Origin of the sequence: Buchnera aphidicola (Mindarus abietinus) (assembly GCF_964059085.1) — a bacterium.
GTDB classification, from domain to species: domain Bacteria; phylum Pseudomonadota; class Gammaproteobacteria; order Enterobacterales; family Enterobacteriaceae; genus Buchnera_A; species Buchnera_A aphidicola_C.
This window is the reverse complement of sequence record NZ_OZ060398.1, coordinates 1-25,678: the sequence shown is the minus strand read 5'-3', so window position 1 is coordinate 25,678 and position 25,678 is coordinate 1. Positions and strand designations below refer to the sequence as shown.

Below are 25,678 nucleotides of genomic sequence, written 5' to 3'. Positions count from 1 at the left end.
AAAAAATCAAAAATAAATAATTTTTACAAAAATTTTAAATAAAAAATTCAACCAAAATTTTATGATTCGATCGCAATCCTTAATTTTTTCATTGCATTTTTTTCTAATTGCCTAACACGTTCTGCAGAAATTCCATAATTATTTGCTATTTCTTGTAAAGTAATCTTATTATTTTCATTTAACCATCTAAGATTAATAATATGTCTACTTCTTGCGTCTAACTTTAATAAAGCATTAGTTAACTTATTTGTAGCATGTTTTTCCCAATTCGCTTCTTCTAAAAGATTAGCAAAATTAGAAGATTGATCTTTTAAATAAGTTTTAATATTAAAAAACTTTCCTTCTCCAAAAGAATCATCTTCAGATGACAAATTAAATGTCACATCCTGTGCCGACATTCTTGATTCCATCTCCTTTACATCTGAAATGCTTACTCCAAGCTCTTTAGCAACTACTTCTATTTCTTGATTATTAAACCATCCTAATCGTTGTTTACTTTTTCTAAGATTAAAAAACAACTTTCTTTGAGATTTAGTAGTAGCTACTTTTACAATTCTCCAGTTTCTTAAAACATATTCATGTATTTCAGATTTAATCCAATGAACAGCAAATGAAACTAAACGTACATTTAAATTTGGATTAAATCTACGAACAGATTTCATTAACCCTATATTGCCTTCTTGAATTAAATCCGCTTGTAACAAACCATAACCCGAATAATTTCTTGATATATGAATAACAAATCTTAAATGTGACAGAATTAACGTTCTAGCTGCTTCTAGATCTCCATGATAATATAATTTTTCAGAAAGAAATTTTTCTTCTTTACTTGACAACATAGGCCAAGAATTCACTTTTCTAATGTAAGCATCTAAATTTCCTAAAGGGGAAATAGATAGAATTTGAACCTTATTTATCATGTAAATCCAGATATAATTTTTATATTATATAAAGTTAAATTATCTAAGATAATAACATCTTACTGTAATTGCTTAAAAAAATCAAAGACTAAAATTTTTTCAATATCTTTTAAAAACTAAAAAATTTCTTTAACAAATTCTTGACTTTTAAAATAAGATAAATCTGTTATTTTTTCTCCTATACCTATATACTGAACTGGAATTTTGAAAGTACTAGCCAAGTTAAAGATAATTCCTCCTTTAGAAGTTCCATCTAGCTTTGTTAGAATAATGCTATTTAGGCCTAAATATTTATTAAAAGATTCTACCTGCTTCATGCTATTTTGACCAATAGAAGCATCAAGTACTAATATTGTTTGATTAAAAATAATATTTTCTATTTTTTTTATTACCCTTTTAATTTTTTTTAACTCTTCCATTAATGGAATTTTATTGTGCAATCTTCCTGCAGTATCGATAATTAAAATATCTATTTTATTTTTCTTTGCTAAATGAATAGCATTAAATGCTATTGAAGCTGGATCAGTTCCAATTTTTTCAGAAATTACAGGAATGGAATACTTTTTTCCTATTACTTGCAATTGTTCTATCCCTGCTGCTCTAAAAGTATCTCCTGCTACTATATTAACTGATTTTCCTATACTTTTATAAAAATATGCTAACTTTCCAACAGTAGTTGTTTTCCCTACACCATTAACTCCAACTAATAACATAACAAAAAGTTTTTTTACATTTATATTGATTGGTTTCTCTACTTCCCTTAGAATATTTAACATATTTTCTTTTAATAAACTATACAAATATTCATTTTTACTTCTTCCAAAAAAATTTACCTTTTTTTTTATCTCATCAATAATTTTATTAGTAGTTTTAATACCTACATCGGCTAATAATAATTGTTCTTCTAATTCTTCAAAATAAAAAGTATCTTTTTCTCCAAAAAAAATACTTTTTATTCCTTCTTTAAATTTTATTTTTGTTTTTATTAAACAAGTTTTAAATAACTTTAAAATAGATTGATCTGATTTTTTTTTATTTTTGATAATTAAATCATTTTGATTCTTAGTTTCTAAGAAATGATGATTTTTTTTCTTTTCTATCTTTAGATCTTTTAGGATATTTACACTCTTATTATCTATTTTTTTCTTAAACCAAGAAAAAAACCTATTTTCTTTTTTATTCGACATAAGTTAACCAATTAAAAAACTTAAAAATATTTTCTTTATATTTTTTATTATAAACAAATCTTTTTATTTATAAAATATAAATATTATCATATATTGATAGTTATAATTATATAAAACCCACAAATTATATATTCTATGAAAAAAAAAAATTATACACAAAAAAAAATTAGAATCATTGGAGGATTTTTAAAAAAAAAACTTTTACAGGTAAAAGGGAGTTTCAATAATAGACCTACTACTAATAAAAAAAGAGAAACATTATTTGAATGGTTACAAATAAAAATTAAAGATTCAAACTGCCTAGATTGTTTTGCTGGAACAGGAGCATTAGGAATAGAAGCAGTATCTAGAGGAGCAAATAAAGTTTTATTATTAGAAAACAATAAAATAGTTGTTTCTTATATTTATAAGAATATACTGAACGTACCAAATATATCGGTAATTAAAACCGATACTTTAAAATGGTTAAAAAAGAAAGGGAATTCTTACGATATAATTTTTTTAGATCCTCCTTTCCAACAAAATTTGTTGCAAAAAACAATTTTTTTATTAGAAGAAAATAACTGGACTAAATCCGATACCATTATTTACATAGAAAAATCAAAAAAATATAATTTTATAAATATTCCAAAAAGTTGGATGTTAATAAAAAGTACAAAAAGTAAAAATAATGAATATTTTCTTTATATGAAAAAATAAAAGTATTTTTTTTAAGTAAAATTGAATTTTTATTAAATAAATTTATTAATTTTTTGCAAAAAATGGTAAAATACACTCACTAAAAAATCATCTATAAAAATATCTAATATTAAAAAAAATTAGTATTTTACTCATTAACTAATTTTAAAGAAATATTACATTAAATTTCTAAATATTTTTTTCAAACAAATTGTTGAGATTTTTTATGAAAAATTATACTAATATTTTTAAAAGAATTAAAAAATTAATTCCAAATCATATCCAACCAAAATTTAAAAATGAAATAGATTTACTTAATTGGAATCAAGCACAAGGAAAAATAGATTCTGAATCAATAATTAGAAAAAATAAAGCTATGAAAATGCAAAAAATACTTGGAAGATCAGGGATAAAAGAACTATATATAAATTGTTCCTTTGAAAATTATAAAATTGAACATGAAGGACATTTAAAAGTTGTGAAAGCAACTCGAAAGTACGCTGAAGAGTTCCATTCCAGTATAGCTAGTTTTATTTTCTCGGGTAGGCCTGGTACAGGAAAAAACCATCTTGCTTCAGCAATTGGAAATTATTTAATTTTAAACGGAAACAGTGTTCTTATCGTAACGGTAGCAGATTTAATGTCAAACATAAAAAGTACATTTAATGGAAATACTAAGATGACAGAAGAACGTTTACTAAACGAACTTAGTAGTGTAGATTTACTCATGATTGATGAAATAGGAATGCAAACAGAATCTAGATATGAAAAAGTAATTATTAATCAAATTGTAGATAGAAGATCTTCTTCTAAAAAATCTACTGGTATGTTATCTAATTTAGATCATAGAGGAATGAAATCTCTATTAGGAGAAAGAGTTATTGATCGAATGAAATTAGGTAAAAGTTTATGGTTAACGTTTGAGTGGAATAGTTATAGAAAACATGTAAAAGGTAATGAATACTAATATTTACATTTTATAAAAATTATCGAATTCTTGCTACATACTCTCCTGATCTAGTATCAACTTTAATAATCTCTCCACTTTTGATAAAAAGAGGAACTTTAATAATAGCTCCAGTAATTAATTTAGCTTGTTTTGTGGCTGTACTTACACTATCCCCTTTTAAACCAGGATGTGTTTCTATTACTTTTAATTCTACAAAGTTACTTAAAGTTATTGAAATAACTTCTTTATTCCATAAAGTTGCCGTGCAAATTGCCCGTTCAACTAACCATCTTGTAGAATTTCCTATTATTTTTTTTGTTGTAAAAATTTCTTCAAATGTTTTATTATTCATAAAGAACCAAAACTTTCTATTGTTATATAAATAAGAAACAGTTACTTCGATAATATCCGCGCTTTTTAATGTATCGGTGGCCTTAAAAGTTTTGTCTATTAATTTTCCTGTTAATAATCTTCTTAATTTTACTCTAACAAAAGATTGTCCTTTCCCGGGTTTGACAAATTGGCTGCTTTCTATAATATATGGCTCTTTATCAAAAATAATTTTTAATCCTGACCGGAAGTAATTGCTATTATATGTAGTCATATTTTCCTTTTTTTAGATAATTAAAATTATGAAGAATACAACAAAAATTATTTAGTAATAAATTTTCTTACAATCATTTCTTATTTTAAAAAAAATTTAATTTATTAAAACTAATTATTTTAGATTTATTTTTCAAAAAAATAAAATATTGAATTTATTTTTTTTCATATATAGCTGCAAAATTTAATAAAAAAAAAATTTAAAAAGTTTTTTCTCCAATAAAAAATCTTTTGATAAATAAAAAATAAAGATATAAATTAGTTATTAATAAAAATTAAGTAATCAAAAATATTAAAAAAAAAATAAAATTTATACTAAATTACTAAGGGGAAAGAATTTTAAAGTTTATAAATAAATTATATTTAATTTTAAAATTAATAAAAACAAAAATTTTATTTAAAATATATAGAAACTATAATTTAGAAATAAATTAAAAAAAATTTGAGAAAAATACATAACTATTTAAAAAAAAATAGAATTTTTCTTATTAAATTAAATAATTTTAATATGCAGCATAAACAGTAACAAGAACAATTTATTTCAACCTAAATAATAAGCTATTTAACTTTAATATTATTAAAAATATTTAAATTCCTATTTATAAAACAACTTCTTATTTTTATAAAAATAAATTAATAAAATAATATTTTATAAAAAAGTAATAAATAAAATATTTTATTTTTTTACCTCTAAAACTAATTTTAAAAAAAAGTAATAAATGGAATTAAATTTCAATTAATTTAATTAAATAAGAATTAAGTTCTCCCTAAATATTAAATATTTAGGGAAAACAGAATTAATTTTTAAAAAAATTACATCATTCCACCCATTCCGCCCATTCCGCCTGCTGGTGAACCACCACCTATATCAGATTTTTCTTCTTTTGGTAAATCAGTTACCATACATTCGGTGGTAATCATTAAACCCGCTACCGAAGAAGCATATTGTAATGCAGAACGAGTAACTTTTGTTGGATCTAATATTCCAAACTGAATCATGTCTCCATATTCATCTGTCGCTGCGTTATATCCGTAATTTCCTTTTCCATCTTTAACATTGTTAGTAACAACAGATGGTTCTTCTCCTGAATTAGAAACTATTTGACGCAATGGCGCTTCCATAGCCCTTAATGCCACTCTAATTCCTACATTTTGATCTTCATTTTGACCTAGCATACCGGAGATTTTTTCTGCTACTCTTACTAAAGCTACTCCGCCACCTGCTACTACACCTTCTTCTACAGCCGCGCGAGTCGCATGTAAAGCATCTTCTACACGTGCTTTTTTCTCTTTCATTTCAACTTCTGTTGCTGCTCCTACTTTTAATACGGCAACACCACCAGAGAGTTTAGCTAATCTTTCATTTAATTTTTCTTTATCATAATCAGAAGTAGCTTCAAAAATTTCTTGTCTAATTTGCTGAATTCTATTTTTAATTGATTCTTTATTTCCAATACCACCGATAATTGTAGTAGTATCTTTACTTATAACTACTCTTTTTGCTTGTCCTAAATCTTCTAAACTTGACTTTTCTAAATCCATTGCTAATTCTTCAGAAATAACAGTTCCGCCTGTTAAGATAGCAATATCTTGTAACATTGATTTTCTTCTGTCTCCAAATCCTGGAGCTTTTACCGCTGCTATTTTAACAATTCCTCTCATGGAATTCACTACTAGCGTAGCTAATGCCTCTCCTTCTAAATCCTCAGAAATAATTAGCATTGGTTTTCCCGATTTAGCAACTGCTTCTAATAAAGGTAATAATTCTCTAATATTAGATATTTTTTTATCAGCCATTAAAATATAAGGATTATCTAATTCAACAATTCCTGTTTCAGATTTATTAATAAAATAAGGAGATAAGTATCCTCGATCAAATTGCATTCCTTTTACAACTTCTAGTTCATCTTGTAATCCTGTTCCTTCTTCTACAGTAATTACCCCATCATTACCTACTTTTTCCATTGCATCTGAAATTAATGAACCAACTTTCTCATCAGCATTAGCGGAAATTGTTCCTACTTGAGTAATTGCTTTAGCGTCAGCACAAGGAACTGACATTTTCTTTAATTCATCTACAGCACTAATTACTGCTTTATCTATTCCTCTTTTTAAATCCATAGGGTTCATTCCAGCAGCAACCGCTTTTAAACCTTCATTAACTATTGCCTGAGCCAATAAAGTTGCTGTTGTTGTCCCATCTCCTGCAGCATCGTTAGCTTTAGATGCTACTTCTTTTACCATTTGGGCACCCATATTTTCAAACTTATCTTCTAACTCAATTTCTCTAGCTACAGAAACACCGTCTTTAGTAATACTTGGTGCTCCAAAAGATTTATCTAGTACTACATTTCGACCTTTTGGTCCTAAAGTAACTTTAACTGCATCTGCTAATACATTAACTCCACGAAGCATTTTTACTCTAGCTTCATTACCAAATTTTACATCTTTAGCTGCCATTAGAAATTTCCCTTAAGTAAGTGTTTTATCAGTGAATATGTTGGTTAGTTTTACTCTTCAACAACTGCTAAAATATCACTCTCTGTTAAAATTAATAATTCTGTATTATCAATTTTTTCAGTTTTTGCTCCATATCCTTCATTAAAAATTACTACATCTCCTACCTTTACATCTAAAGGCTTTACTTTTCCATTTTCTAATACTCTTCCATTACCTACCGCCGTAATTGTTCCTCTAGTAGATTTCCCTGCTGCAGAACCAGTTAAAACAATTCCACCTGCTGACTTTAACTCGACTTCATTTCTTTTTACTATAACACGATCATGTAATGGACGAATTTTCATTTTTTTAAACTTCTCCTTTTAAAAATCCAAAAAAAATTAACTTTTTTATAAAAAGTTAAATTTTTTAACAAGTTTCCTATAACTGATATAGGGATGAATCAAGAAATTTTCAAGGGGGGATTCATTTTTATTTAAAAATATTTTTTTAAATAAAGATAAATACCCATTTATAATATTTATAAAATATTTGACATAACTATCTAAATAATGTTTAAATACTTTATAGCCCGAATAGCTCAGTCGGTAGAGCAGGGGACTGAAAATCCCCGTGTCGGTGGTTCAATTCCGCCTTCGGGCATATTAAAAATATGATTTTTTATACAAAATTTAAAAATAATAAAGATTGATGTCTTAAAAAAATTACTTACAGTATTTTAAAAAAATTATTTTCCAATACAAAAATTAGAAAATATTTTCTTTAATACATCATCAGAAGTTATATTTCCAGTGATTTTGTTTAATGTGTTTTGAACTATTTTTAAATCTTCTGCTAATAACTCAATATTTTTTTTCTTATTCCAATTTTTAATTCCCTTAGTAAATTGTTTATTAGCAAGCTTGATAGCACATAAATGACGAAAACGTGCTAAAAATTTATCTTCTATATTTCCATTAAAAATAATGTTTTCTTTTAAAACTTTCCAAATTAAGTCAATTCCAACATCTTTTTTAACTGATATTTTTATTACTAAATGTTTTTTAGAACTAAATAATTGTTGATTCTTTTTAATTAGATCAATTTTATTCAAAATAATTATAATATTTTTTAAATCATCTGATAAAGAAAAAATAAAATTTTTAAAAATTTTTTTTTGAGTTTGCATGCTCAAACTTGCGTCCATAACAAAAAATATATATTCTGATATTTTAATTTCTTCCCATGCTCTTTGAATCCCAATTTTTTCAATTTTATCTTTAGAATTATGCAATCCAGCTGTATCGATAATTTTAACATTTACTCCGTTTATTAATAAATTTTCATCAATTATATCTCTTGTGGTTCCTGAAATATTAGTTACTATGGATCGATCTTTAAGAACTAAAGTATTAAATAAACTAGATTTTCCAGCATTAGGATGCCCAACAATAACTACGCGAACCGCTTCTTTATCAGTATTATTTTCTATTGAAAATTTATTAAATTTTAAAAAATTTAAAGATATATTATTCAGCTGGTCTTCAATTGTAGAACTTAAAGTTATGTTTTCTTCTTCAGAAAAATTAATTTCAGCTTCTATATGAACACATAATTTTAATATTAAATTAATTAAATCTTGGATATAACTCGAAAAAACACCTTTTAATGAATGTAAAGACGCTTGAATAGCATATCGAGAGTTTGCATTAATTATATCTGCTATTGCTTCCGCTTGAATTAGATCAATTTTTCCATTTAAAAATGCTCTTTTTGAAAACTCACCTGGTTCTGCTATCCTTATTCCTTCTATTGAAACGATTCTTTCAATAATAGAATTTAAAATTATCTGATTACCATGACAATGTAATTCTAGTACATCTTCCCCTGTAAAAGAATTAGGACATGAAAACCATACTGCGATACCGTGATCTAAAACAATGTTTTTTTTATCAAAAAAATTTACGTAATGAGCATATCTTGGTTTTATTTTTTTTTTTAATACTTTTAAAATAACATTTTTTGTTTTATATCCTGAAACACGGATAATTCCAACAGCTGATTTTCCTTTTGGAGTAATTTGTGAAACAATTGTATCCGTTTTTAACATATAAAATATTCTCTTAAACCAGATTTAAATGAAATTTATTAAAAATAATACTTATTTTTTTTAATAAAATTCTCCTACTTATTTTTTTAAGGAACTATTTAAAATTAATTTTTGTTGAATCATTGTAATTAAATTATTAGAAATATAGTAAAGAACTAACCCTGAAGGAAACCATAAAAAAAAGAATACAAATATAAAGGGCATAAAATACATTGCTTTTTTTTGCATGGGATCTGAAATATCATTCAAAGATGTTTTTTGGGTTAAAAACATTGATAGCCCCATTAATATAGGTAAAATATAATAAGGATCGTATGAAGAAAGATCCCGAATCCATAATAAAAAAGGAGCATGTCTTAATTCTATAGAAGAAGTTAACATATAATATAAACCTAAAAAAATTGGCATTTGTAACAATACTGGTAAACATCCTCCTAAGGGATTAATTTTTTCTTTTTGATATAACATCATAATTTCTTGACTTAATTTTCTTTTATCATTACTAAATTTTTCTTTAATAAGATCAATTTTAGGTTGTATCTTTCTCATTTTAATCATAGATTTATATTGAACTCTAGTTAGAGGATACATTAATAGTTTAATAATTAATGTAATTAACATAATAGAAATCCCCCAATTTCCAACTAAACGATACAAATATCGTAATAATTGAAATAATGGATGAGAAATAAACCAAAACCAACCATAATCTATAGTTAGATCTAAGTTAGGAGCTAATAACCTCATTTTATCTTGAATTTCAGGACCAATCCATAAAATAGAACTAATTTTTTTATGAGAATTCGGATTAATATAAATTTTTTTAGATATATAAGCTATATTAACTAAATTTTTTTTTGACTTAAAAGTATAGATATAATCTATGATATTTTTTTCTTTTGGTATCCAAGCAGTGCTGAAATATTGCTGTACCATAGCTATCCAACCAGTATTAGTTTTTACCGAAAGTTGTTTATTACTTATAATATCTTCAAATTTATATTTCTTAAAATTATTTTGAAGAGAAGAATAAGCTGTTCCTCTAAAAGTATGAAGCATTAAATTCTGCTTATATTTATTTTTTTCAGTTTCTAAAACGTTTGCATTTTGTTGCAATTCATTAAGTAACTGTATTTCAATTTTTTTTTTGCTTAAATTTAAGATATCGTAATCGATATTAACATCATACTTTCCTTTTTTAAAAATAAATATCTTTCTATACAAAATATTTTTTTTTGAAAGAAACCAAATTGGAACTCTTAATTCTGTCTTATCTTTTTTTAATTTAAATAATTTTTGATCTGCTTGATATATAGGTCGTTTATTAGAGTTGAAATTATCTAATCCATCTTTTCCTATTAATCCACTTTTAGCATGGTATAAAAATGATGGTGAGGTATGTAATAGTCCAAAAGATTCTTTTGAATTTAAATCTTTTTTATAATTATTTAAATTAGCTTCAACTATATCCCCTCCTCTCATATTTATTTTTAAAGATAAAACATCTGTATTAACTGAAATATTATTAAAATCTTCATCTTTATAATTACTAAAATTAGATGTATTTACTTCCTCTTTACTTATTTCTGGTTGAATTAAAGTTTCTTTTTTATATTCTTTCCAAAGAAAAAATGAAACTATAATAAATAGAAGAATAAAAAAATTACGTTGTAGATCCATGATGTTTTTTTACTTCCTTATTATAAATTGGAATACTATCAAAACCACCAGTATGCAAAGGATGACATTTACAAATTCTTTTTATAATTAAAAAAATAGCTCTAAATAATCCAAACCGATATATCGAAAGTTTAGCATATTCAGAACATGTTGGATGAAATCGACATGATGGATAAGTTAAATAACTAATAGAATATTGATATATATACAATATATATATCAAAATTCGAGAGATTATTGATAATGACGATACCATAAATTCCTTAAAATATTATTCAATAAACTATTTTTTAAAAACATAACTTCTCTTTTTATTACAACAACAAAATCCATTTTAACTAATTTATATTGCGATAAACGAAAAGTTTCTCTAATTAATCTTTTAATTCTAATTCTTTCATGAGATAGTTTTATTTGTTTCCGTGCTATACTGATTCCTAATCTAGGAGTTACTAAAAAATTTAAAGAACTAAATATTATTACTTTTGAATTCTCAACTTTATAAAAAGGTTTACGAAAAACTTTCTCAAATTCATAGGAATTTAATAATCTCATTTTTTTATCAAATAAATGTTTAATCACTTTTTTTATGATTTAGAAGATATGGTTAAACGAACTCTTAGTTTAGAACGTCTACGTGATAAAATATGACGACCATTCTTTGTACTCATTCTAAAGCGAAAACCATGAGCTCGATTTCGTTTAAGAACAGAAGGTTGGAAAGTTCTTTTCATGATTAATCCTTATTTTTTTTAAAGTTATAAATACAAGTATATATACTATATACTGATTAAAAAATTTCATAGTAAAGAATAATAATTCTAAAATATAGAGTCAATTATCTTTTTATGAATTTTGTATTAATTAATTTTAGCAAACAAAATATTTTTTTAACATAAAAAAATAATTTACTTATAAAAAAATACATATTTTATTTTTAATAAAATAAATATAAAAAATAATCTTTATAAAAAAAAATTATTTGCTAAATCTTTTAAACAACTATTTTATAATTTTAAAAAATATTTTAATATTATCTTATATGAGAGAAGTTTATTTTATGTGTCTTTTACTCTGGAAAAAATGTCTAATTCAATTACAAGAAGAACTATCTCCTACAGAATTCAGCATGTGGATACGACCTTTAAAAGCAAAATTAAAAAATAATATATTAGAATTACATGCTCCTAATCGATTTGTACTAGACTGGGTAAAAGATAAATATTTAAAAATTTTACATCAGTTGCTAACTAATATTTGTAAAAATAACACTCCTATATTAAATTTTAAATTAACCAAAAAAAACATAACTATAGCATTAAAAAAAAAATAGATAATAAAGAAAATTTTTCTATTCATAAAAAATGGAATATTTGTTCTTCTTTTTATTCTTTTTCAAAAACATGTAAAATTAATAGTAAATATAGTTTTAAAAATTTTATAGAAGGAAAATCTAATCAATTAGCAAGGGCAGCAGCCTTTCAGATTGCTAAAAATCCAGGAAAATCATATAATCCTCTCTTTTTATATGGAAAAACAGGATTAGGAAAAACACATCTTTTACATGCCGTAGGAAATAGTATTATGAATAATTTTTATAATGCAAAAGTAATATATATGCATTCAGAATCCTTTGTGCAAAATATGGTAAAAGCGCTAAAAAATAATGAGATTGAACAATTTAAAACATATTATCGTTCTGTTAACACATTGTTAATTGATGATATACAATTTTTTGCAAATAAAGAACGTTCTCAAGAAGAACTATTTCATACTTTTAATGCTCTTTTTGATAAAAATCAACAAATAATATTAACTTCTGACCGTTATCCTAAAGAAATCATAGGAGTAGAGGATAGACTTAAATCAAGATTTAGCTGGGGTTTAACAATTTCCATTGAACCACCGGAATTAGAAACAAGAGTTGCTATCCTTATGCAAAAAGCAGAAGAAAAAAATGTTTATTTACCAAATGAAGTAGCTTTTTTTATAGCAAAAAAATTGAAATCTAATATTAGAGAATTAGAAGGTGCTTTAAATACTATTATTGCTAACGCGAAATTCAGTTGTAAAAAAATTACCATCGATTTTACAAAAGAAGCTTTACGACATGTTTTTGAATTGCAAAAAAAAGTTATAACTATCGAAAAAATTCAAAAAACAGTTGCTAAATATTATAAAATAAAAATATCTGATATATTGTCTCGAAAACGTTCTCGATCAATTACTAGACCAAGACAAATGGCAATGATGATTATTAAAAAATTAACAAATCATAGTCTTCCAGAAATTGGAGAAGCATTTGGTGGAAGAGATCATACTACTGTATTACACGCTTGTAAAAAAATATGTCAACTTCAAAAAAGTACATATTCTATACAAGAAGACTATTCTAACTTAATTAAACTATTATCTTCATAATAATTATGAAATTTTCTATATATCAAAATGATTTAATAAAACCAATACAAAAAATCAACGGAATACTAACTAAAAATTCATCTTTTCCAATTATTTCAAATGTTTTATTAAATATTAATGAGAAAAATATTCTTTCATTAACTGCAACTAATCTAGAAATTGAAATTACGATTAAAATTAAAGAAATCAAGGTTTTTGAAAGAGGAAAAATTTTAATTTCAGGAAGAAAATTATTAAATATTTGTAGAAAACTGCCTAAAAAAACATTAATAAATATTACTTTATTAAAAAAAAAATTATTTATAATTACTGAAAAGTGTTCTTTTATGTTATTGACTTCTTCAGCAAAAAATTTCCCCAAAATTTTAAATCTTAAATTTATATCAAAAATTTTAATTTCTAAAAAAATATTTAAAAAAATGTTAATTTATACCTATTTTAGTATGGGAAATCAAGATATTAGATATTATTTAAATGGAATATTATTTAAAGCTAATAAAAAAAAATGTAAAGTAGTAGCTACAGATGGATATCGTATGGCTATTGCTTCAAGTTCTCTTATACAAGAATTACCTAAATCCATGAAATTTTCAAAAATTATTCCTCGAAAAGGAATAATAGAATTAATACATTTAATTAATGATCAAGATTCAAAATTAATCATTTTTGTTGGAAAAAAAACTATTCTAATAAAATTAGAAGAAATAACATTCATAACTAAAATTATTGAAGGAAATTTTCCAAATTATAAAAATATACTACTTGAAAAACATAATAATTCGGTCAATGTTAATACAATTAAATTAAAAGAAGCGCTTTCAAGAGTCTCTATACTTTCTCACGAAAAACTTTCTAGTGTAACTTTTTATATTTCACATAAAAAAATTAAGTTAATAACTACAAACCAAAAAGATGAATCAGCAAAGGCTATAATAAATACTGATTATCAAAAAGAAAAACTAAAAATATCAATTAATATTAATTTTTTATTAGATATTTTAAATATTATAGAAAAAAAATATATTTCTCTTTTGTTTTCTAATCCTATCACCAGCCTTCAAATTAAAGAAGAAGATAAATTTTCAATTCACTATATCATTATGCCATTACGGTTATAACATTTAGATTATAAAAAAATAAAATTTATATTTTTTAAAAATATTAAATTAAATTAATTTATATTTTTATTAAAAAATCTTTAAACTAATTCAATTTATTAGGAAAATTAATGAAAAATAATTACGATTCATCAAATATTAAAATTTTAAAAGGATTAGATGCTGTAAAAAAAAGACCTGGTATGTATATAGGCAATACTGATGATGGAACAGGTTTACATCATATGGTATTTGAGGCAGTTGATAACGCTATTGATGAAGCTTTAGCAGGATATTGTAAAAAAATTATTGTTACTATTCATTCAGATAACTCGGTTTCAATTAAAGATGATGGAAGAGGCATACCTATAGATATTCATCCTGAAGAAAAAATTTCAGCAGCAGAGGTAATTATGACTATGTTACATGCTGGAGGAAAATTTGATAACTATTCTTATAAAATTTCTGGGGGACTGCATGGAGTTGGTATATCCGTAGTAAATGCATTATCAGAAAAACTAGAACTAACTATTTATAGAAACAAAAAAATTTATAAACAAACATATTCTAATGGAATACCTCAAAATAAACTAACTTCAATTGGAAAAACCAAAGATAATGGAACTTATATCAGATTTTGGCCCAGTCATAAAATATTTAGTAATATTACTAAATTTAAATATGAAATTTTATCTAAAAGACTAAAAGAACTTTCTTTTTTAAATTCAGGTATTACTATTTTTTTAAATGATAATAGAAATTCCGTTAAAGATTTATATCAATATAAAGGTGGAATAAAAGCTTTTATTAAACTTTTAAATTTTTCTAAAAAACCGATACATTCAAAAATATTTTATTTTTCTGCAGAAAAAGAAAAAATTATTGTAGAAGTTGCTCTACAATGGAATAACGAAATCAAAGAAAATATATATTGTTTTACTAATAACATTCCTCAACAAGAAGGTGGAACTCACTTAGCTGGATTTAGAGCAGCAATCACAAGAACGTTAAATTCATATATAGACAAAGAAGGATACGGAAAAAAAAATAAAGTTAATACCACTGGAGAAGATGCCAGAGAAGGATTAATGGCTATTATTTCCATTAAAGTTCCAGATCCAAAATTTTCCTCTCAAACGAAAAATAAATTAGTTTCTTCAGAAGTAAAATCAGTTGTTGAGTCATTAATGAATGAATATTTAATAGAATACTTATTAGAAAATCCAGTCGATGCAAAATCAATAGTAAATAAAATTATAGATGCTGCTAGAGCTAGAAATGCTGCTAAACGCGCAAGGGAAATGACTCGAAGAAAAGGAGCATTAGAGATTGCTGACCTACCTGGAAAATTAGCTGATTGTCAAGAAAGAGATCCTGCATTATCGGAAATTTATTTAGTAGAAGGAGATTCTGCAGGAGGTTCTGCTAAACAAGGAAGAAATCGAAAAAATCAAGCAATTTTACCTTTAAAAGGAAAAATATTAAATGTTGAAAAAGCAAGATTTGATAAAATGTTAGCTTCTCAAGAAATAGCAACTTTAATTACTGCTTTGGGTTGTGGAATAGGAAAAAATGAATATAATCCTGATAAATTAAGATATCATAGCATTATTATTATGACAGATGCTGATGTGGACGGTTCTCATATTCGTACTTTATTATTAACCTTTTTTTTTCGTCAAATGCCTGAATTAATTACTAGAGGACATTTATATATTGCTCAACCCCCTTTATACAGAATTAAACAAGGAAAAAAAGAATCTTACTTAAAAGATGAAAAAGAAATGAAAAAATACCAAATACAAACGACCTTAAAAGGTATAGAAATCTTTACTAAAGAAAAAACAACAAATAACAAAAAAAACATTTCAATTTATAAAAAAAATTTATTAGGGTTTAAAACCTTAAAAAAAATAATATCTTTATATTATAAAGCAAAAAAATCTATTAAAAATATTGAAAATGATTATCCTAAAAATTTTTTGAACGAATTAATATATCATCCTGCTTTTACTGATTTTAAAAATGAAAAAAATATTAAAAATTGGATTTTACGTATAATAAAAAAATTAAATAAAAAATTTAAAGAAACTTATTCCGTATTAAATATAAGCATTAATTCCAAAATAAAAAAATTTTTTTTATTATTACAATATGATTCAAAGGAAAAATCTATTAATTTTACTCTTAAAGAAGATTTTTTTAAAAATTATAATTATCAAAATATTAGTAATATAGGAAAAATTCTTAGTTCATTAATTATAAAAAAAGGATATATTTTAAAAGAAAAAGAAAAGTATTTCTTTTCAGAATTTGAAAAAAATTGGAAGATTTTACTTAAAAAAAATAAAAATCGTATGTTTATACAACGATATAAGGGACTAGGAGAAATGAATGCTGAACAATTATGGGAAACTACTATGAATCCTAAAACTAGAAATATGTCTAAAATTTCAATTAATAATGCAATAAATGCAAATTTAATATTTAGCACATTGATGGGAGATGCTGTTGAACCAAGAAGAGATTTTATAGAAAAAAATGCTTTATATGTAAATCATATAGATTTTTAATCTAAGTTTGTTATTTTCTAATAAAAATTATTTATTTTAAAATACGGCAGGAAAAACCTGCCGAAATATTTTTTAGTTTCTATTTTTAGGTTTTTCCATCATTTCAATTACTTTTAACTTAGCTATTTCTTCTGATAACGTTTTAATAATTTTTGATTGTTGCTCTAAAACAAGATTATCACTAATATTTTTTTGCAACTTTTTTTTATTTCTTAATATGTGTTTCCGATCTAAATCAATTACTCTAATTACCGAATCCGCTAAAATAGATATTTTGTTTGGTTGAATTTCTAAAATTCCTCCTGATATATATAAATTTTCTATTTTTTCTTTTATATCAATAATTGACAATAAACCTGGTTGTATAAAAGTTAATAATTGAGTGTGATTAGGATAAATACATAAATTTCCTTCGATTCCAGAAACTTTAACTTTTTTAATCAATCCAGAAAAAATTATTTTTTCAATATTTACAACTTCTAACTGACAATCCATAATAAAAATCCAAAGATTATTTTAAAAAAAATTATTTAAATTTTTTTGATTTTTCAATTACTTCTTCGATCGTTCCTACCATATAAAAAGCTTGTTCAGGTAAATGATCATATTTCCCATCTATTATTTCTTTAAATCCTAAAATATTTTCTTTTAAAGAAACATATTTCCCAGGAAAACCTGTAAAAATTTCAGCTACAAAAAAGGGCTGAGATAAAAATCTTTGAATTTTCCTCGCTCTTGTTACTAACAACTTATCTTCTTCTGATAACTCATCCATTCCAAGAATAGAAATAATATCTTTTAATTCTTGATATCTCTGTAACATCCTTTGAACTGAACAAGCAACATTATAATGCTCTTCTCCGACTATATTTGGATCTAATTGTCGACTAGTTGAACTTAATGGATCAACAGCAGGGTAAATTCCTAAAGAAGCAATTTGTCGACTTAGCGTAATTGTGGAGTCTAAATGTGCAAATGTAGTCGCTGGAGAAGGATCCGTTAAATCATCTGCTGGAATGTAAATTGCTTGCACCGATGTAATAGAACCTTTTTTTGTTGACGTAATTCGTTCTTGTAATTTACCCATTTCTTCAGATAAAGTTGGTTGATATCCAACTGCTGATGGTATTCTTCCTAATAAAGCAGAAACTTCTGTGCCTGCTAAGGTATATCTATAAATATTATCTATAAACAGCAATACGTCTCTTCCTTCATCTCTAAATTTTTCAGCTAATGTTAAACCTGTAAAAGCAACTCGCAATCTATTGCCTGGAGGTTCATTCATTTGCCCATAAACTAAAGAAACTTTACTTAAAACTTTAGAATCTTTCATTTCATTATAAAAATCATTACCTTCTCTAGTTCTTTCTCCTACACCAGTAAATACAGAATATCCAGAATGTTCGATAGCTATATTTCGAATTAACTCCATCATATTTACAGTCTTTCCAACACCAGCACCTCCAAATAAACCTACTTTCCCCCCTTTAGCAAAAGGGCACATTAAGTCAATTACTTTAATTCCTGTCTCTAATATTTCTTTTGAACTTAACTGTTCAATATAAGAAGGAGGGGTTCGATGAATATCCCAATATTCAATTGGATTACCTTCAATATCAATTAAAGGTCCCTGTTTATCTATGGGTTCACCTAAAACATTTAGTATCCTTCCTAATGTTGCTTTTCCAACAGGAACTTTAATATAATGATTTAAATTTTTAACAGAAGTTCCTCTTTTTAATCCATCAGAGTTTCCCATTGCTATGGTTCGAACTACTCCTCCTCCTAATTGCTGCTGAACTTCTAAAATTAATATATTATTGTTTTTTTTTACTTCTAAAGCATGATAAATTTTAGGTGTTTCATTTTGTGAAAACTCAACGTCAACGACAGCACCTATAACTTGAATAATTTTTCCGATAGTCATGATTAGATCTCTAACTTTTTTAATTTGATGTAACTGAAGAAGCACCAGAAATAATTTCAGTTAATTCCTGTGTAATGCTACTTTGACGAACTTTATTATATAATAATTGTAGTTCTTTAATAAAATCATCACTATTTTCTGTTGCTGTTTTCATTGCTAACATTCTAGCAGCTTGTTCACTAGCTATGTTTTCTACTATAGCTTGGTATACTTGAAATTCAATATATCTTTCTAATAATGTATTTAATAAAGACGTAGAATCAGGTTCGTACAAATAGTCCCATTTATTTTTTTTTTGATTATTATTTTTTTGAAAATTTAATGGTAATAACTGAGAAATAGTAGGAATTTGAAACATACTATTTTTAAATAAATTAAAAGCTAAATAAAGTTTTTCTATTTCTCCTGATTCATATTCTTCTAACATTTTTTTAATAGGCTTTATAGACCGTGTATGTATGGATTTTTCTTCTATATTCGTAGTTTTTGAAATTATTTTTTCATTAAAAAACTTAAAAAATGAAAATGCTTTAGCACCAAAAAGGCAAATTTTAGAAGAAATATTTTTATTAGAATATTCCTTCATTTGAATTAAAATTTTTTTAAATAAATTAGTATTTAAACTTCCGCATAGACCTCTATCAGTAGATATAATAATCCAACCAACATTTCTAACTTTTTTGCTATTAAAATATGAATGTTGATGTTCTAAAGAACTTTCTAAAACATTATTTATAATTTGTGATAAAGTATTTAAGTATGGACGACTAGCATACATTTTTTCTTTAGATTTTTTCATCTTAGCAAAAGAAACCATTTGCATAGCTTGAGTAATTTTTTTGGTATTCTTAACACTTTCTATTTTATAACGTATTTCATTTTTACATGCCATTTAGTAATCTCTATTAACAATAATTATTTTTATTTAAAATAAATCAGTTCTTTTACATTTATAGTTCTGAATTATATCTATAAATGTATTTTTTATTTTTTCATTATAAACACCGGTTTTGTTAATCTCGATTATTAATTTAGAATGAAAACGATTAAAATAATCTAATAAAGAATTTTCAAAGGAAGAAATGTTTTCTAAAGGAACATCATCTAAATAATGAAATTCTGCTGAAAAAATAATCAAAGACTGTTCAGCAATTGAAATCGGTTTATTTTGTTTTTGTTTTAATAATTCTGTTAATTTTTGTCCATATAACAACTGATTACGAGTAACTTCATCCAAATCAGATGAAAACTGGGAAAAAGCAGATAATTCTCTATATTGAGCTAATGCTGTTCGTATTCCAGAAGATAGTTTTTTTATAATTTTTGTTTGAGCTGAACCACCTACTCTAGAAACAGATATTCCTGGATCAACAGCAGGTCTAATACCATTATTAAATAGACTAGTTTCTAAAAAAATTTGCCCATCAGTAATAGAGATAACATTAGTAGGAACAAATGAGGAAACATCCCCTGCTTGTGTTTCAATAATAGGTAATGCTGTTAAAGAACCTGTTTTATTTTTAATTTTCCCTAAAGTCATTTTTTTTACGAAATTAATATTTACTCGAGCAGATCTTTCTAACAATCTTGAATGTAGATAAAATATATCTCCTGGAAATGCTTCTCTACCAGGAGGACGCTTTAATAATAATGAAATTTGTCGATAAGCAACCGCATGTTTTGAAAGATCATCATAAATAACTAAAGCATCTTCTCCTTTATTTCTGAAATATTCCCCCATAGTACATCCAGAATAGGGTGCTATATACTGTAAAGCAGGTGCTTCTGACGCGGAAGCTACAATAACAATAGTATTTTTTAATGCATTTTGTTCTTCTAATTTTTTTACAACATTAACTACTGTTGAAAATTTTTGACCAATGGCTACATAAATACATTTAATTCCTGAATTTTTTTGATTAATAATAGTATCGATAGCTAATGTTGTCTTTCCTGTTTGTCTATCTCCAATAATTAATTCTCTTTGTCCGCGTCCAATGGGAACCATAGTATCTATAGCTTTATATCCTGTTTGTATAGGCTGATTAACAAATTCCCGATCAATTACTCCAGGAGCACTAGCTTCTACAGGTAAAAAAGAAGAAGAAATAATTTTTCCTTTTCCATCTATAGGATCTCCTAATGCATTCACCACTCTTCCTAAAAAATTTTCTCCTACTGGAACTTCCAAAGATTTTCCTATACTTTTAACTTTCATTCCTTCAGTAATTTCTAAATAATTACCTAATACAACAGCTCCTACCTTATCCCTTTCTAAATTTAAAGCTATAGCATATTGTTGATTGGATATCTCTATCATTTCTCCTTGCATAACATTAGAAAGTCCATAAATTTGAATTATTCCATCACTTACCGTAATTATTGTTCCTTCATTCTTAGTAATATTACAAATTTTAAAGTTAGCAATTCTTGTTTTAATTAATTCACTAATCTCAGTAGAATTTAATTCCATATACTATTTTTCTCTCAAATATTAAGCATGTAAAATATTTTTTAATTGTTTTAAATGAGTAAAGATAGAACCGTCTATGACAGAATCATTAATTTTAATTATTAGACCTCCTATAATGGAAATGTCTATAATTGTATTTATAACAATTTTTTTAGAAAACTGTATTTTTAAAATATTTAAAATTTGGTTAATATGAAAATTAGATAATTTTTTTGAAGAGATAATATTAACATAAATCTTTTTTTCATATTTATTTTTATACTTTAAAAAAAAAGAAAAAATATTTTTTAAGTAAATTAAACGTTTATTAAACGCTAATAAATAAATCATTTTTTCTTCATTTTTTTTTAATCTTTTTCCATAAGCAGCAACAAATATCTTCATTATATATTTATAAGAATAGTTGCTTAAGAGAATTTTTTTAATTATTTCTAATTCCGATATTTTAGAAAAAAAAAGTAATTTTTTTTCCCAATAATCAATTTTATTTTCTTTCATAGAAAATTCAAAAATAGCCTTTGCATACGGACGAGAAATAGTATCCGCATTAATCATAAATTATTGTTCTCCCTTTAAATTTGAAATATATCTTTTAATAACATTATTACTTTCTGATTTATTAATAGATTGAATAATAATTTTTTCTGCTATAGAAATAGCTAATGTAGCTATATTATTTTTTAATTCTTCAAAAATTTTTTTTCGTTTAATTTCTATATTTGAAACTGCCGTATCAATAATTTTTTGCTTCTCTATCTCTGCTTTCTTTTTAGCAACATCTAAAATTCTTGCTTTTTCATCATATGCTTTTTTTAATATAATCTTTGCTTGTTTTTGAGCTAAAATAATTTCTTTTTTTTTATTTTTGTTAATTAAATCTAATTTTTTTTTTGCTTCTTGAGTATAAATTAAACCATTTTCAATTTCTTTTTTTCTTTCTTCGATAATTTTAATAACCGGAGGCCATATATATTTCATACAAAACCAAACAAAAAAAATAAATGAAATTATTTGACCTAAAAATGTTGCATTTAGGTTCACATTACTTTCCTTTTTATATTCTATAAAACTAACATTTTATTTATATAATAAAATATGTACTATTATGTACATATATTTATCTAAAAAAATATGAAATAGTTAAGCTACTGAAAATAATAAATATAATCCAATTCCGACAGCAATCATTGGAATTGCATCTACTAATCCCATAACAACAAAAAACTGTGTTCTTAGCAAGGGGATTAAGTCCGGTTGTCTAGCTGCTCCTTCTAAAAATTTTCCTCCAAGAATTCCGATACCTACTGCTGCTCCTATTGCTGCTAAACCCATCATTATTGCTGCAGAAAAATATAACATATCCATATTTATATGTTCCATAGTTTTTCTCCTATATATTAATACTACATTTTTAAAAGTGAAATTCTTAATGTTTTTTGAAAGCCATAGATAAGTAAACAATAGTTAAAACCATAAAAATAAAAGACTGTAACAAAATTACTAAAATATGAAAAATTGCCCATGGAACGCTTAAAAACCATTGAAACCACCAAGGAATTAATGCTGAAATTAAAATAAAAATCATTTCTCCAGCATACATATTTCCAAATAATCGCAATGCTAACGAAATAGGTTTAGAAAGTAAACTAATGCTTTCTAAAATAAAATTTAATAAAAAAAATATTGGATGCTTAAATGGTTGCATAAATAATTCTTTTGAAAAACCCATTATACCTTTATATTTTAAACTATAAAAAATTACGAGTAAAAATATTCCAATAGACATTGATAATGTTACATTAATATCTGCGGAAGGTACAATTCTACAATTAGGTAATCCTAAAAAAAATTTACTAATAAAAGGGAACAAATCTATAGGAATTAAATCCATTGCATTCATTAAAAAAATCCAAATAAAAACCGTTAAAGACAACGGCGCTACTATATTATTTTTAAAACAATAAACATCATTCACATTCTTATTAATAAAATTAATAATGAATTCAATTAATACTTGTAATTTTGTAGGCATACTCTTAATATTTTTTGTTCCATGATAAAAAACTACTAAAAAAAATAAGCCTAACAAAAAAGAGAAAATTATCGTATCAATATTTACAATCCAATATGGAGAAGGAATGTTATTTGAATCGATTAAACTAAATGTACGTATATCTATTTGTAAATGATGCAAATGATGTAAAATGTAATCCTTAGGATTAACTATTTTTTCTAAATTCATTTTTAATTGTTTGCCTTTTAGGAAAATTATTTTTCGATGTTTATAAAATATATTGCTAAAAAGTAAAATCTATATTTTTTATATACAAAAATAAATGTTTTTCTATATTTAAAAAAAAATATAAAAAAATTCAAAAAAAAATTTTGTTCTTTAAAAAATCTTTTTTTATTTTTTTATATATTATTCTTTTTTAGATATATCATTAAAATAGATATTGCTGCAGGCGTTATTCCAGAAATTCGAGATGCTTGACCTAAAGTCATTGGTTTATATCTATTTAATTTTTCAATTACTTCATTTGAAAGACTAAAAATATTTTTATAATTTAAATTTAACGGTAAAGACATAGTTTCATAATATAATTGCTTTTTAATTTCTTCTTTTTGACGCTTAATATAGCCTTCATATTTAAGTTGAATTTCAATTTGTTCTGAAGCTTTTTTATCTTTTATTCCCGGAAAAAAACATTTTAAAGAAGTTAATAACTCATAACTTATCTCTTGTCTTTTTAATAAGTCAATTCCTGTACAATTCTTTCTCAATTTCTTATTCAAAATAATTTCTAAATCATTGGATTCATTAGAATCTACATTAACAATGATTTTTTTTAAACGTTTTTTTTCAGAATTAATCAATGATAATTTTTTATTATACTCTTTCCAACGAAGATTATCGATCAATCCTAATTTTTTTCCGATATCTGTTAATCTTAGATCAGCATTGTCTTCTCTTAAAAGTAATCTGTATTCAGCACGAGATGTAAACATTCTATAAGGTTCAGTAACTCCTTTAGTACAAAGATCATCTACCAAAACTCCTAAATATGCTTGATCTCTTCGAGGAAACCAACCTTTTAAGTTAGATGTATATAAAGCCGCATTTAATCCTGCTAGTAATCCTTGAGCAGCTGCTTCTTCATAACCAGTTGTTCCATTTATTTGACCTGCAAAAAATAGACCTTTAATAACTTTACTTTCTAAAGTAAGTTTTAAATTTCTAGGATCAAAAAAATCATATTCAACGGCATATCCAGGCACTAAAATCTTTGCATTTTCTAACCCATATATTGAAGAAATAATTTTTTTCTGAATATAAAAAGGCAAACTAGTTGAAATTCCATTAGGATAAATAGTAGATCTCGATAAATCCTCGGGTTCTAAAAATATTTGATGCTTAGTTCTATGAGAAAACCTAATTACTTTATCTTCGATAGATGGACAATATTGTGGTCCAATACTTTTAATTTCTCCATTATACATCGGACTTTCTAAAATGTTCGATCGAATTATTGAATGTGTTTTTTCATTTGTATATGTAATATAACAAGATATCTGCGGAGGATGTTTAACATTTTTATTCATAAAAGAAAAAAAGGGTACAGGCTCATCTCCTTTTTGAACTAATAAATTTGAAAAATTTATTGATTTTGCATCTAAACGAGGAGGCGTACCAGTTTTTAGTCTTCCATGAAATCGAGAAAATTCTTTTAATTTATCACTTAAAAATTTAGAAGAAAAAGAATTTATTCGACCTCCTTCAGAACATTTTTTCCCTATAAAAATTCTTCCTCCTAAAAATGTTCCAGTAGTTAAAATAATAGATTTAGAATAAAAAATGTTTTCATTATTTACGTTAATTCCAATAACAGTTTCATTTTTAATTAAAATATCAGTTACTTCACCTTCTATAATAAATAATTTTTTTTGATTTTGCAAAAATTTTTTAGTTTCTAATCGATATAAATTTCGATCTACTTGAGCTCTTGACGCACGAACAGCAGGGCCTTTTTTTGAATTAAGAATTCTAAATTGTATTCCAGATCTATCAACAATTTTTGCTATTCCCCCCCCCAATGCATCTATTTCTTTAACTAAATGACCTTTTCCGATACCTCCTACAGCCGGATTACAAGATAAGAATCCTATAGTCTCTTTATTTTGTGTAACTAATAAGGTTTTTTTACCCATTCTAGCAGCTGCTGAAGACGCTTCAGTACCTGAATGCCCACCACCAATAACAATAACCTCGTATGTTTTCAACAACAACACCAAACCCTCTATATTTTATAATATTTAAAATATACCGAAAATGAAAAATTTGTTTTAAACGATAAAACATAATTATAGTAAGTAATATACAACAAAATTAATTTTAAAGATATAAAAGTATTTTTTTTTAAATTTATCAACTAAATTGTTTTACAAAATCAATAAATGCATATATAAATATATATACTTATATATATATATATAAAGATTTTTTATATTTATAAATATATATATATATATATATGATATTATTATAAAACAAAATATCTGTGGATAACTTTAATTTAACTGAACAAATCAAGGTTTTTAAGGCTTTATTAGCTGTGCATAA

At 24.7% G+C, this 25,678-nt stretch carries 23 protein-coding genes, 1 tRNA gene and 1 pseudogene; 6 read left to right on the top strand and 19 right to left on the bottom strand.

From position 1 onward, the window contains the following. Positions 1–59: 59 nt before the first annotated feature. Both rpoH and ftsY read right to left on the bottom strand, forming a co-directional pair. A complete protein-coding gene (rpoH, locus tag AB4W62_RS00125; protein ID WP_367679939.1) occupies positions 60–920 on the bottom strand; it encodes an RNA polymerase sigma factor RpoH in 861 nt (286 codons plus the stop codon). A gap of 116 nt (positions 921–1,036) precedes the next feature. Continuing rightward, complete coding sequence (gene ftsY / locus AB4W62_RS00120; RefSeq protein WP_367679938.1) at positions 1,037–2,107, bottom strand: signal recognition particle-docking protein FtsY; 1,071 nt, start codon at positions 2,105–2,107, stop codon at positions 1,037–1,039. Between the two features lie 135 nt (positions 2,108–2,242). On the opposite strand from ftsY, the gene rsmD reads away from it, so the two are divergent. Both rsmD and dnaC read left to right on the top strand, forming a co-directional pair. Next, positions 2,243–2,806, top strand: coding sequence for a 16S rRNA (guanine(966)-N(2))-methyltransferase RsmD (gene rsmD / locus AB4W62_RS00115; RefSeq protein ID WP_367679937.1), 564 nt, complete (start codon positions 2,243–2,245; stop codon positions 2,804–2,806). Positions 2,807–3,011: 205 nt separating this feature from the next. Next, positions 3,012–3,752 (top strand): DNA replication protein DnaC, encoded by a 741-nt coding sequence (dnaC, locus tag AB4W62_RS00110; RefSeq protein WP_367679936.1) that lies wholly within the window; start codon positions 3,012–3,014, stop codon positions 3,750–3,752. A gap of 19 nt (positions 3,753–3,771) precedes the next feature. On the opposite strand, the gene efp is transcribed toward dnaC, so the two are convergent. The 3 genes from efp to AB4W62_RS00095 all read right to left on the bottom strand — a co-directional run bounded on the left by efp (position 3,772) and on the right by AB4W62_RS00095 (position 7,141). Further along, positions 3,772–4,338: an elongation factor P gene (gene efp / locus AB4W62_RS00105; protein WP_367679935.1), complete on the bottom strand. Its 567-nt coding sequence runs from the start codon at positions 4,336–4,338 to the stop codon at positions 3,772–3,774. Positions 4,339–5,150: 812 nt separating this feature from the next. Continuing rightward, positions 5,151–6,797, bottom strand: a complete 1,647-nt coding sequence (groL, locus tag AB4W62_RS00100; protein ID WP_367679934.1) for a chaperonin GroEL — start codon at positions 6,795–6,797, stop codon at positions 5,151–5,153. A gap of 50 nt (positions 6,798–6,847) precedes the next feature. Beyond that, complete coding sequence (locus tag AB4W62_RS00095) at positions 6,848–7,141, bottom strand: co-chaperone GroES (protein WP_367679933.1); 294 nt, start codon at positions 7,139–7,141, stop codon at positions 6,848–6,850. A gap of 225 nt (positions 7,142–7,366) precedes the next feature. Between AB4W62_RS00095 and AB4W62_RS00090 the strand changes: the two genes are divergently transcribed. Further along, positions 7,367–7,439: transfer RNA gene (locus AB4W62_RS00090), tRNA-Phe, on the top strand. 85 nt (positions 7,440–7,524) lie between these two features. On the opposite strand, the gene mnmE is transcribed toward AB4W62_RS00090, so the two are convergent. The 5 genes from mnmE to rpmH form a co-directional block, all read right to left on the bottom strand. After that, a complete protein-coding gene (gene mnmE / locus AB4W62_RS00085) occupies positions 7,525–8,886 on the bottom strand; it encodes a tRNA uridine-5-carboxymethylaminomethyl(34) synthesis GTPase MnmE (RefSeq protein WP_367679932.1) in 1,362 nt (453 codons plus the stop codon). 78 nt (positions 8,887–8,964) lie between these two features. Then, a complete protein-coding gene (gene yidC, locus AB4W62_RS00080) occupies positions 8,965–10,566 on the bottom strand; it encodes a membrane protein insertase YidC (protein WP_367679931.1) in 1,602 nt (533 codons plus the stop codon). Beyond that, the gene (gene yidD, locus AB4W62_RS00075; protein WP_367679930.1) at positions 10,550–10,822 is read right to left on the bottom strand and encodes a membrane protein insertion efficiency factor YidD; all 273 of its coding nucleotides are present in this window, start codon (positions 10,820–10,822) and stop codon (positions 10,550–10,552) included. The genes yidC and yidD overlap by 17 nt, the downstream gene beginning before the upstream one ends. Continuing rightward, a complete protein-coding gene (gene rnpA, locus AB4W62_RS00070) occupies positions 10,801–11,121 on the bottom strand; it encodes a ribonuclease P protein component (RefSeq protein ID WP_367679929.1) in 321 nt (106 codons plus the stop codon). The genes yidD and rnpA overlap by 22 nt, the downstream gene beginning before the upstream one ends. 32 nt (positions 11,122–11,153) lie before the next feature. Continuing rightward, on the bottom strand, positions 11,154–11,300 hold the full coding sequence (gene rpmH, locus AB4W62_RS00065) for a 50S ribosomal protein L34 (RefSeq protein WP_367679928.1): 147 nt from the start codon (positions 11,298–11,300) through the stop codon (positions 11,154–11,156). A gap of 326 nt (positions 11,301–11,626) precedes the next feature. Here rpmH and dnaA point away from each other — a divergent pair. From dnaA to gyrB, 3 genes and pseudogenes are all read left to right on the top strand, one after another. Then, a pseudogene (dnaA, locus tag AB4W62_RS00060) lies at positions 11,627–12,987 on the top strand (chromosomal replication initiator protein DnaA). A gap of 5 nt (positions 12,988–12,992) precedes the next feature. After that, entirely contained in the window at positions 12,993–14,105 is a 1,113-nt protein-coding gene (dnaN, locus tag AB4W62_RS00055; protein WP_367679927.1) for a DNA polymerase III subunit beta, read from the top strand. 110 nt (positions 14,106–14,215) lie between these two features. Then, on the top strand, positions 14,216–16,657 hold the full coding sequence (gyrB, locus tag AB4W62_RS00050; RefSeq protein WP_367679926.1) for a DNA topoisomerase (ATP-hydrolyzing) subunit B: 2,442 nt from the start codon (positions 14,216–14,218) through the stop codon (positions 16,655–16,657). Between the two features lie 72 nt (positions 16,658–16,729). On the opposite strand, the gene atpC is transcribed toward gyrB, so the two are convergent. From atpC to mnmG, 9 genes are all read right to left on the bottom strand, one after another. Next, positions 16,730–17,152 carry an ATP synthase F1 subunit epsilon gene (gene atpC / locus AB4W62_RS00045; protein ID WP_367679925.1) on the bottom strand — a complete coding sequence of 141 codons (423 nt, stop codon included), beginning with the start codon at positions 17,150–17,152 and terminating at the stop codon, positions 16,730–16,732. A gap of 31 nt (positions 17,153–17,183) precedes the next feature. Further along, the gene (atpD, locus tag AB4W62_RS00040; protein ID WP_367680149.1) at positions 17,184–18,584 is read right to left on the bottom strand and encodes a F0F1 ATP synthase subunit beta; all 1,401 of its coding nucleotides are present in this window, start codon (positions 18,582–18,584) and stop codon (positions 17,184–17,186) included. A gap of 19 nt (positions 18,585–18,603) precedes the next feature. Then, on the bottom strand, positions 18,604–19,476 hold the full coding sequence (atpG, locus tag AB4W62_RS00035) for a F0F1 ATP synthase subunit gamma (RefSeq protein ID WP_367679924.1): 873 nt from the start codon (positions 19,474–19,476) through the stop codon (positions 18,604–18,606). Positions 19,477–19,509: 33 nt separating this feature from the next. Beyond that, on the bottom strand, positions 19,510–21,057 hold the full coding sequence (gene atpA / locus AB4W62_RS00030; RefSeq protein WP_367679923.1) for a F0F1 ATP synthase subunit alpha: 1,548 nt from the start codon (positions 21,055–21,057) through the stop codon (positions 19,510–19,512). Positions 21,058–21,078: 21 nt separating this feature from the next. Then, positions 21,079–21,612 (bottom strand): F0F1 ATP synthase subunit delta, encoded by a 534-nt coding sequence (locus AB4W62_RS00025; RefSeq protein WP_367679922.1) that lies wholly within the window; start codon positions 21,610–21,612, stop codon positions 21,079–21,081. 3 nt (positions 21,613–21,615) lie between these two features. Then, the gene (locus tag AB4W62_RS00020; protein WP_367679921.1) at positions 21,616–22,098 is read right to left on the bottom strand and encodes a F0F1 ATP synthase subunit B; all 483 of its coding nucleotides are present in this window, start codon (positions 22,096–22,098) and stop codon (positions 21,616–21,618) included. A 99-nt stretch (positions 22,099–22,197) separates the two neighbouring features. Then, positions 22,198–22,437 carry a F0F1 ATP synthase subunit C gene (gene atpE, locus AB4W62_RS00015; RefSeq protein WP_367679920.1) on the bottom strand — a complete coding sequence of 80 codons (240 nt, stop codon included), beginning with the start codon at positions 22,435–22,437 and terminating at the stop codon, positions 22,198–22,200. A 46-nt stretch (positions 22,438–22,483) separates the two neighbouring features. Beyond that, positions 22,484–23,299, bottom strand: coding sequence for a F0F1 ATP synthase subunit A (gene atpB, locus AB4W62_RS00010; RefSeq protein WP_367679919.1), 816 nt, complete (start codon positions 23,297–23,299; stop codon positions 22,484–22,486). A gap of 173 nt (positions 23,300–23,472) precedes the next feature. Beyond that, entirely contained in the window at positions 23,473–25,347 is a 1,875-nt protein-coding gene (gene mnmG / locus AB4W62_RS00005; RefSeq protein WP_367679918.1) for a tRNA uridine-5-carboxymethylaminomethyl(34) synthesis enzyme MnmG, read from the bottom strand. Between the last annotated feature and the right edge of the window lie 331 nt (positions 25,348–25,678).

What these genes read in the sequence shown, in the direction of transcription:
- dnaN (WP_367679927.1), top strand. Translation starts at nt 12,993, where the DNA reads ATGAAATTTTCTATATATCAAAATGATTTAATAAAACCAATACAAAAA.
- AB4W62_RS00095 (WP_367679933.1), bottom strand. Translation starts at nt 7,141, where the DNA reads ATGAAAATTCGTCCATTACATGATCGTGTTATAGTAAAAAGAAATGAA.
- atpB (WP_367679919.1), bottom strand. Translation starts at nt 23,299, where the DNA reads ATGAATTTAGAAAAAATAGTTAATCCTAAGGATTACATTTTACATCAT.
- atpA (WP_367679923.1), bottom strand. Translation starts at nt 21,057, where the DNA reads ATGGAATTAAATTCTACTGAGATTAGTGAATTAATTAAAACAAGAATT.
- dnaC (WP_367679936.1), top strand. Translation starts at nt 3,012, where the DNA reads ATGAAAAATTATACTAATATTTTTAAAAGAATTAAAAAATTAATTCCA.
- AB4W62_RS00025 (WP_367679922.1), bottom strand. Translation starts at nt 21,612, where the DNA reads ATGATTAATGCGGATACTATTTCTCGTCCGTATGCAAAGGCTATTTTT.
- atpE (WP_367679920.1), bottom strand. Translation starts at nt 22,437, where the DNA reads ATGGAACATATAAATATGGATATGTTATATTTTTCTGCAGCAATAATG.
- atpC (WP_367679925.1), bottom strand. Translation starts at nt 17,152, where the DNA reads ATGGATTGTCAGTTAGAAGTTGTAAATATTGAAAAAATAATTTTTTCT.
- rpmH (WP_367679928.1), bottom strand. Translation starts at nt 11,300, where the DNA reads ATGAAAAGAACTTTCCAACCTTCTGTTCTTAAACGAAATCGAGCTCAT.
- rpoH (WP_367679939.1), bottom strand. Translation starts at nt 920, where the DNA reads ATGATAAATAAGGTTCAAATTCTATCTATTTCCCCTTTAGGAAATTTA.
- mnmE (WP_367679932.1), bottom strand. Translation starts at nt 8,886, where the DNA reads ATGTTAAAAACGGATACAATTGTTTCACAAATTACTCCAAAAGGAAAA.
- ftsY (WP_367679938.1), bottom strand. Translation starts at nt 2,107, where the DNA reads ATGTCGAATAAAAAAGAAAATAGGTTTTTTTCTTGGTTTAAGAAAAAA.
- gyrB (WP_367679926.1), top strand. Translation starts at nt 14,216, where the DNA reads ATGAAAAATAATTACGATTCATCAAATATTAAAATTTTAAAAGGATTA.
- efp (WP_367679935.1), bottom strand. Translation starts at nt 4,338, where the DNA reads ATGACTACATATAATAGCAATTACTTCCGGTCAGGATTAAAAATTATT.
- atpD (WP_367680149.1), bottom strand. Translation starts at nt 18,584, where the DNA reads ATGACTATCGGAAAAATTATTCAAGTTATAGGTGCTGTCGTTGACGTT.
- yidD (WP_367679930.1), bottom strand. Translation starts at nt 10,822, where the DNA reads ATGGTATCGTCATTATCAATAATCTCTCGAATTTTGATATATATATTG.
- yidC (WP_367679931.1), bottom strand. Translation starts at nt 10,566, where the DNA reads ATGGATCTACAACGTAATTTTTTTATTCTTCTATTTATTATAGTTTCA.
- atpG (WP_367679924.1), bottom strand. Translation starts at nt 19,476, where the DNA reads ATGGCATGTAAAAATGAAATACGTTATAAAATAGAAAGTGTTAAGAAT.
- rsmD (WP_367679937.1), top strand. Translation starts at nt 2,243, where the DNA reads ATGAAAAAAAAAAATTATACACAAAAAAAAATTAGAATCATTGGAGGA.
- groL (WP_367679934.1), bottom strand. Translation starts at nt 6,797, where the DNA reads ATGGCAGCTAAAGATGTAAAATTTGGTAATGAAGCTAGAGTAAAAATG.
- rnpA (WP_367679929.1), bottom strand. Translation starts at nt 11,121, where the DNA reads ATGAGATTATTAAATTCCTATGAATTTGAGAAAGTTTTTCGTAAACCT.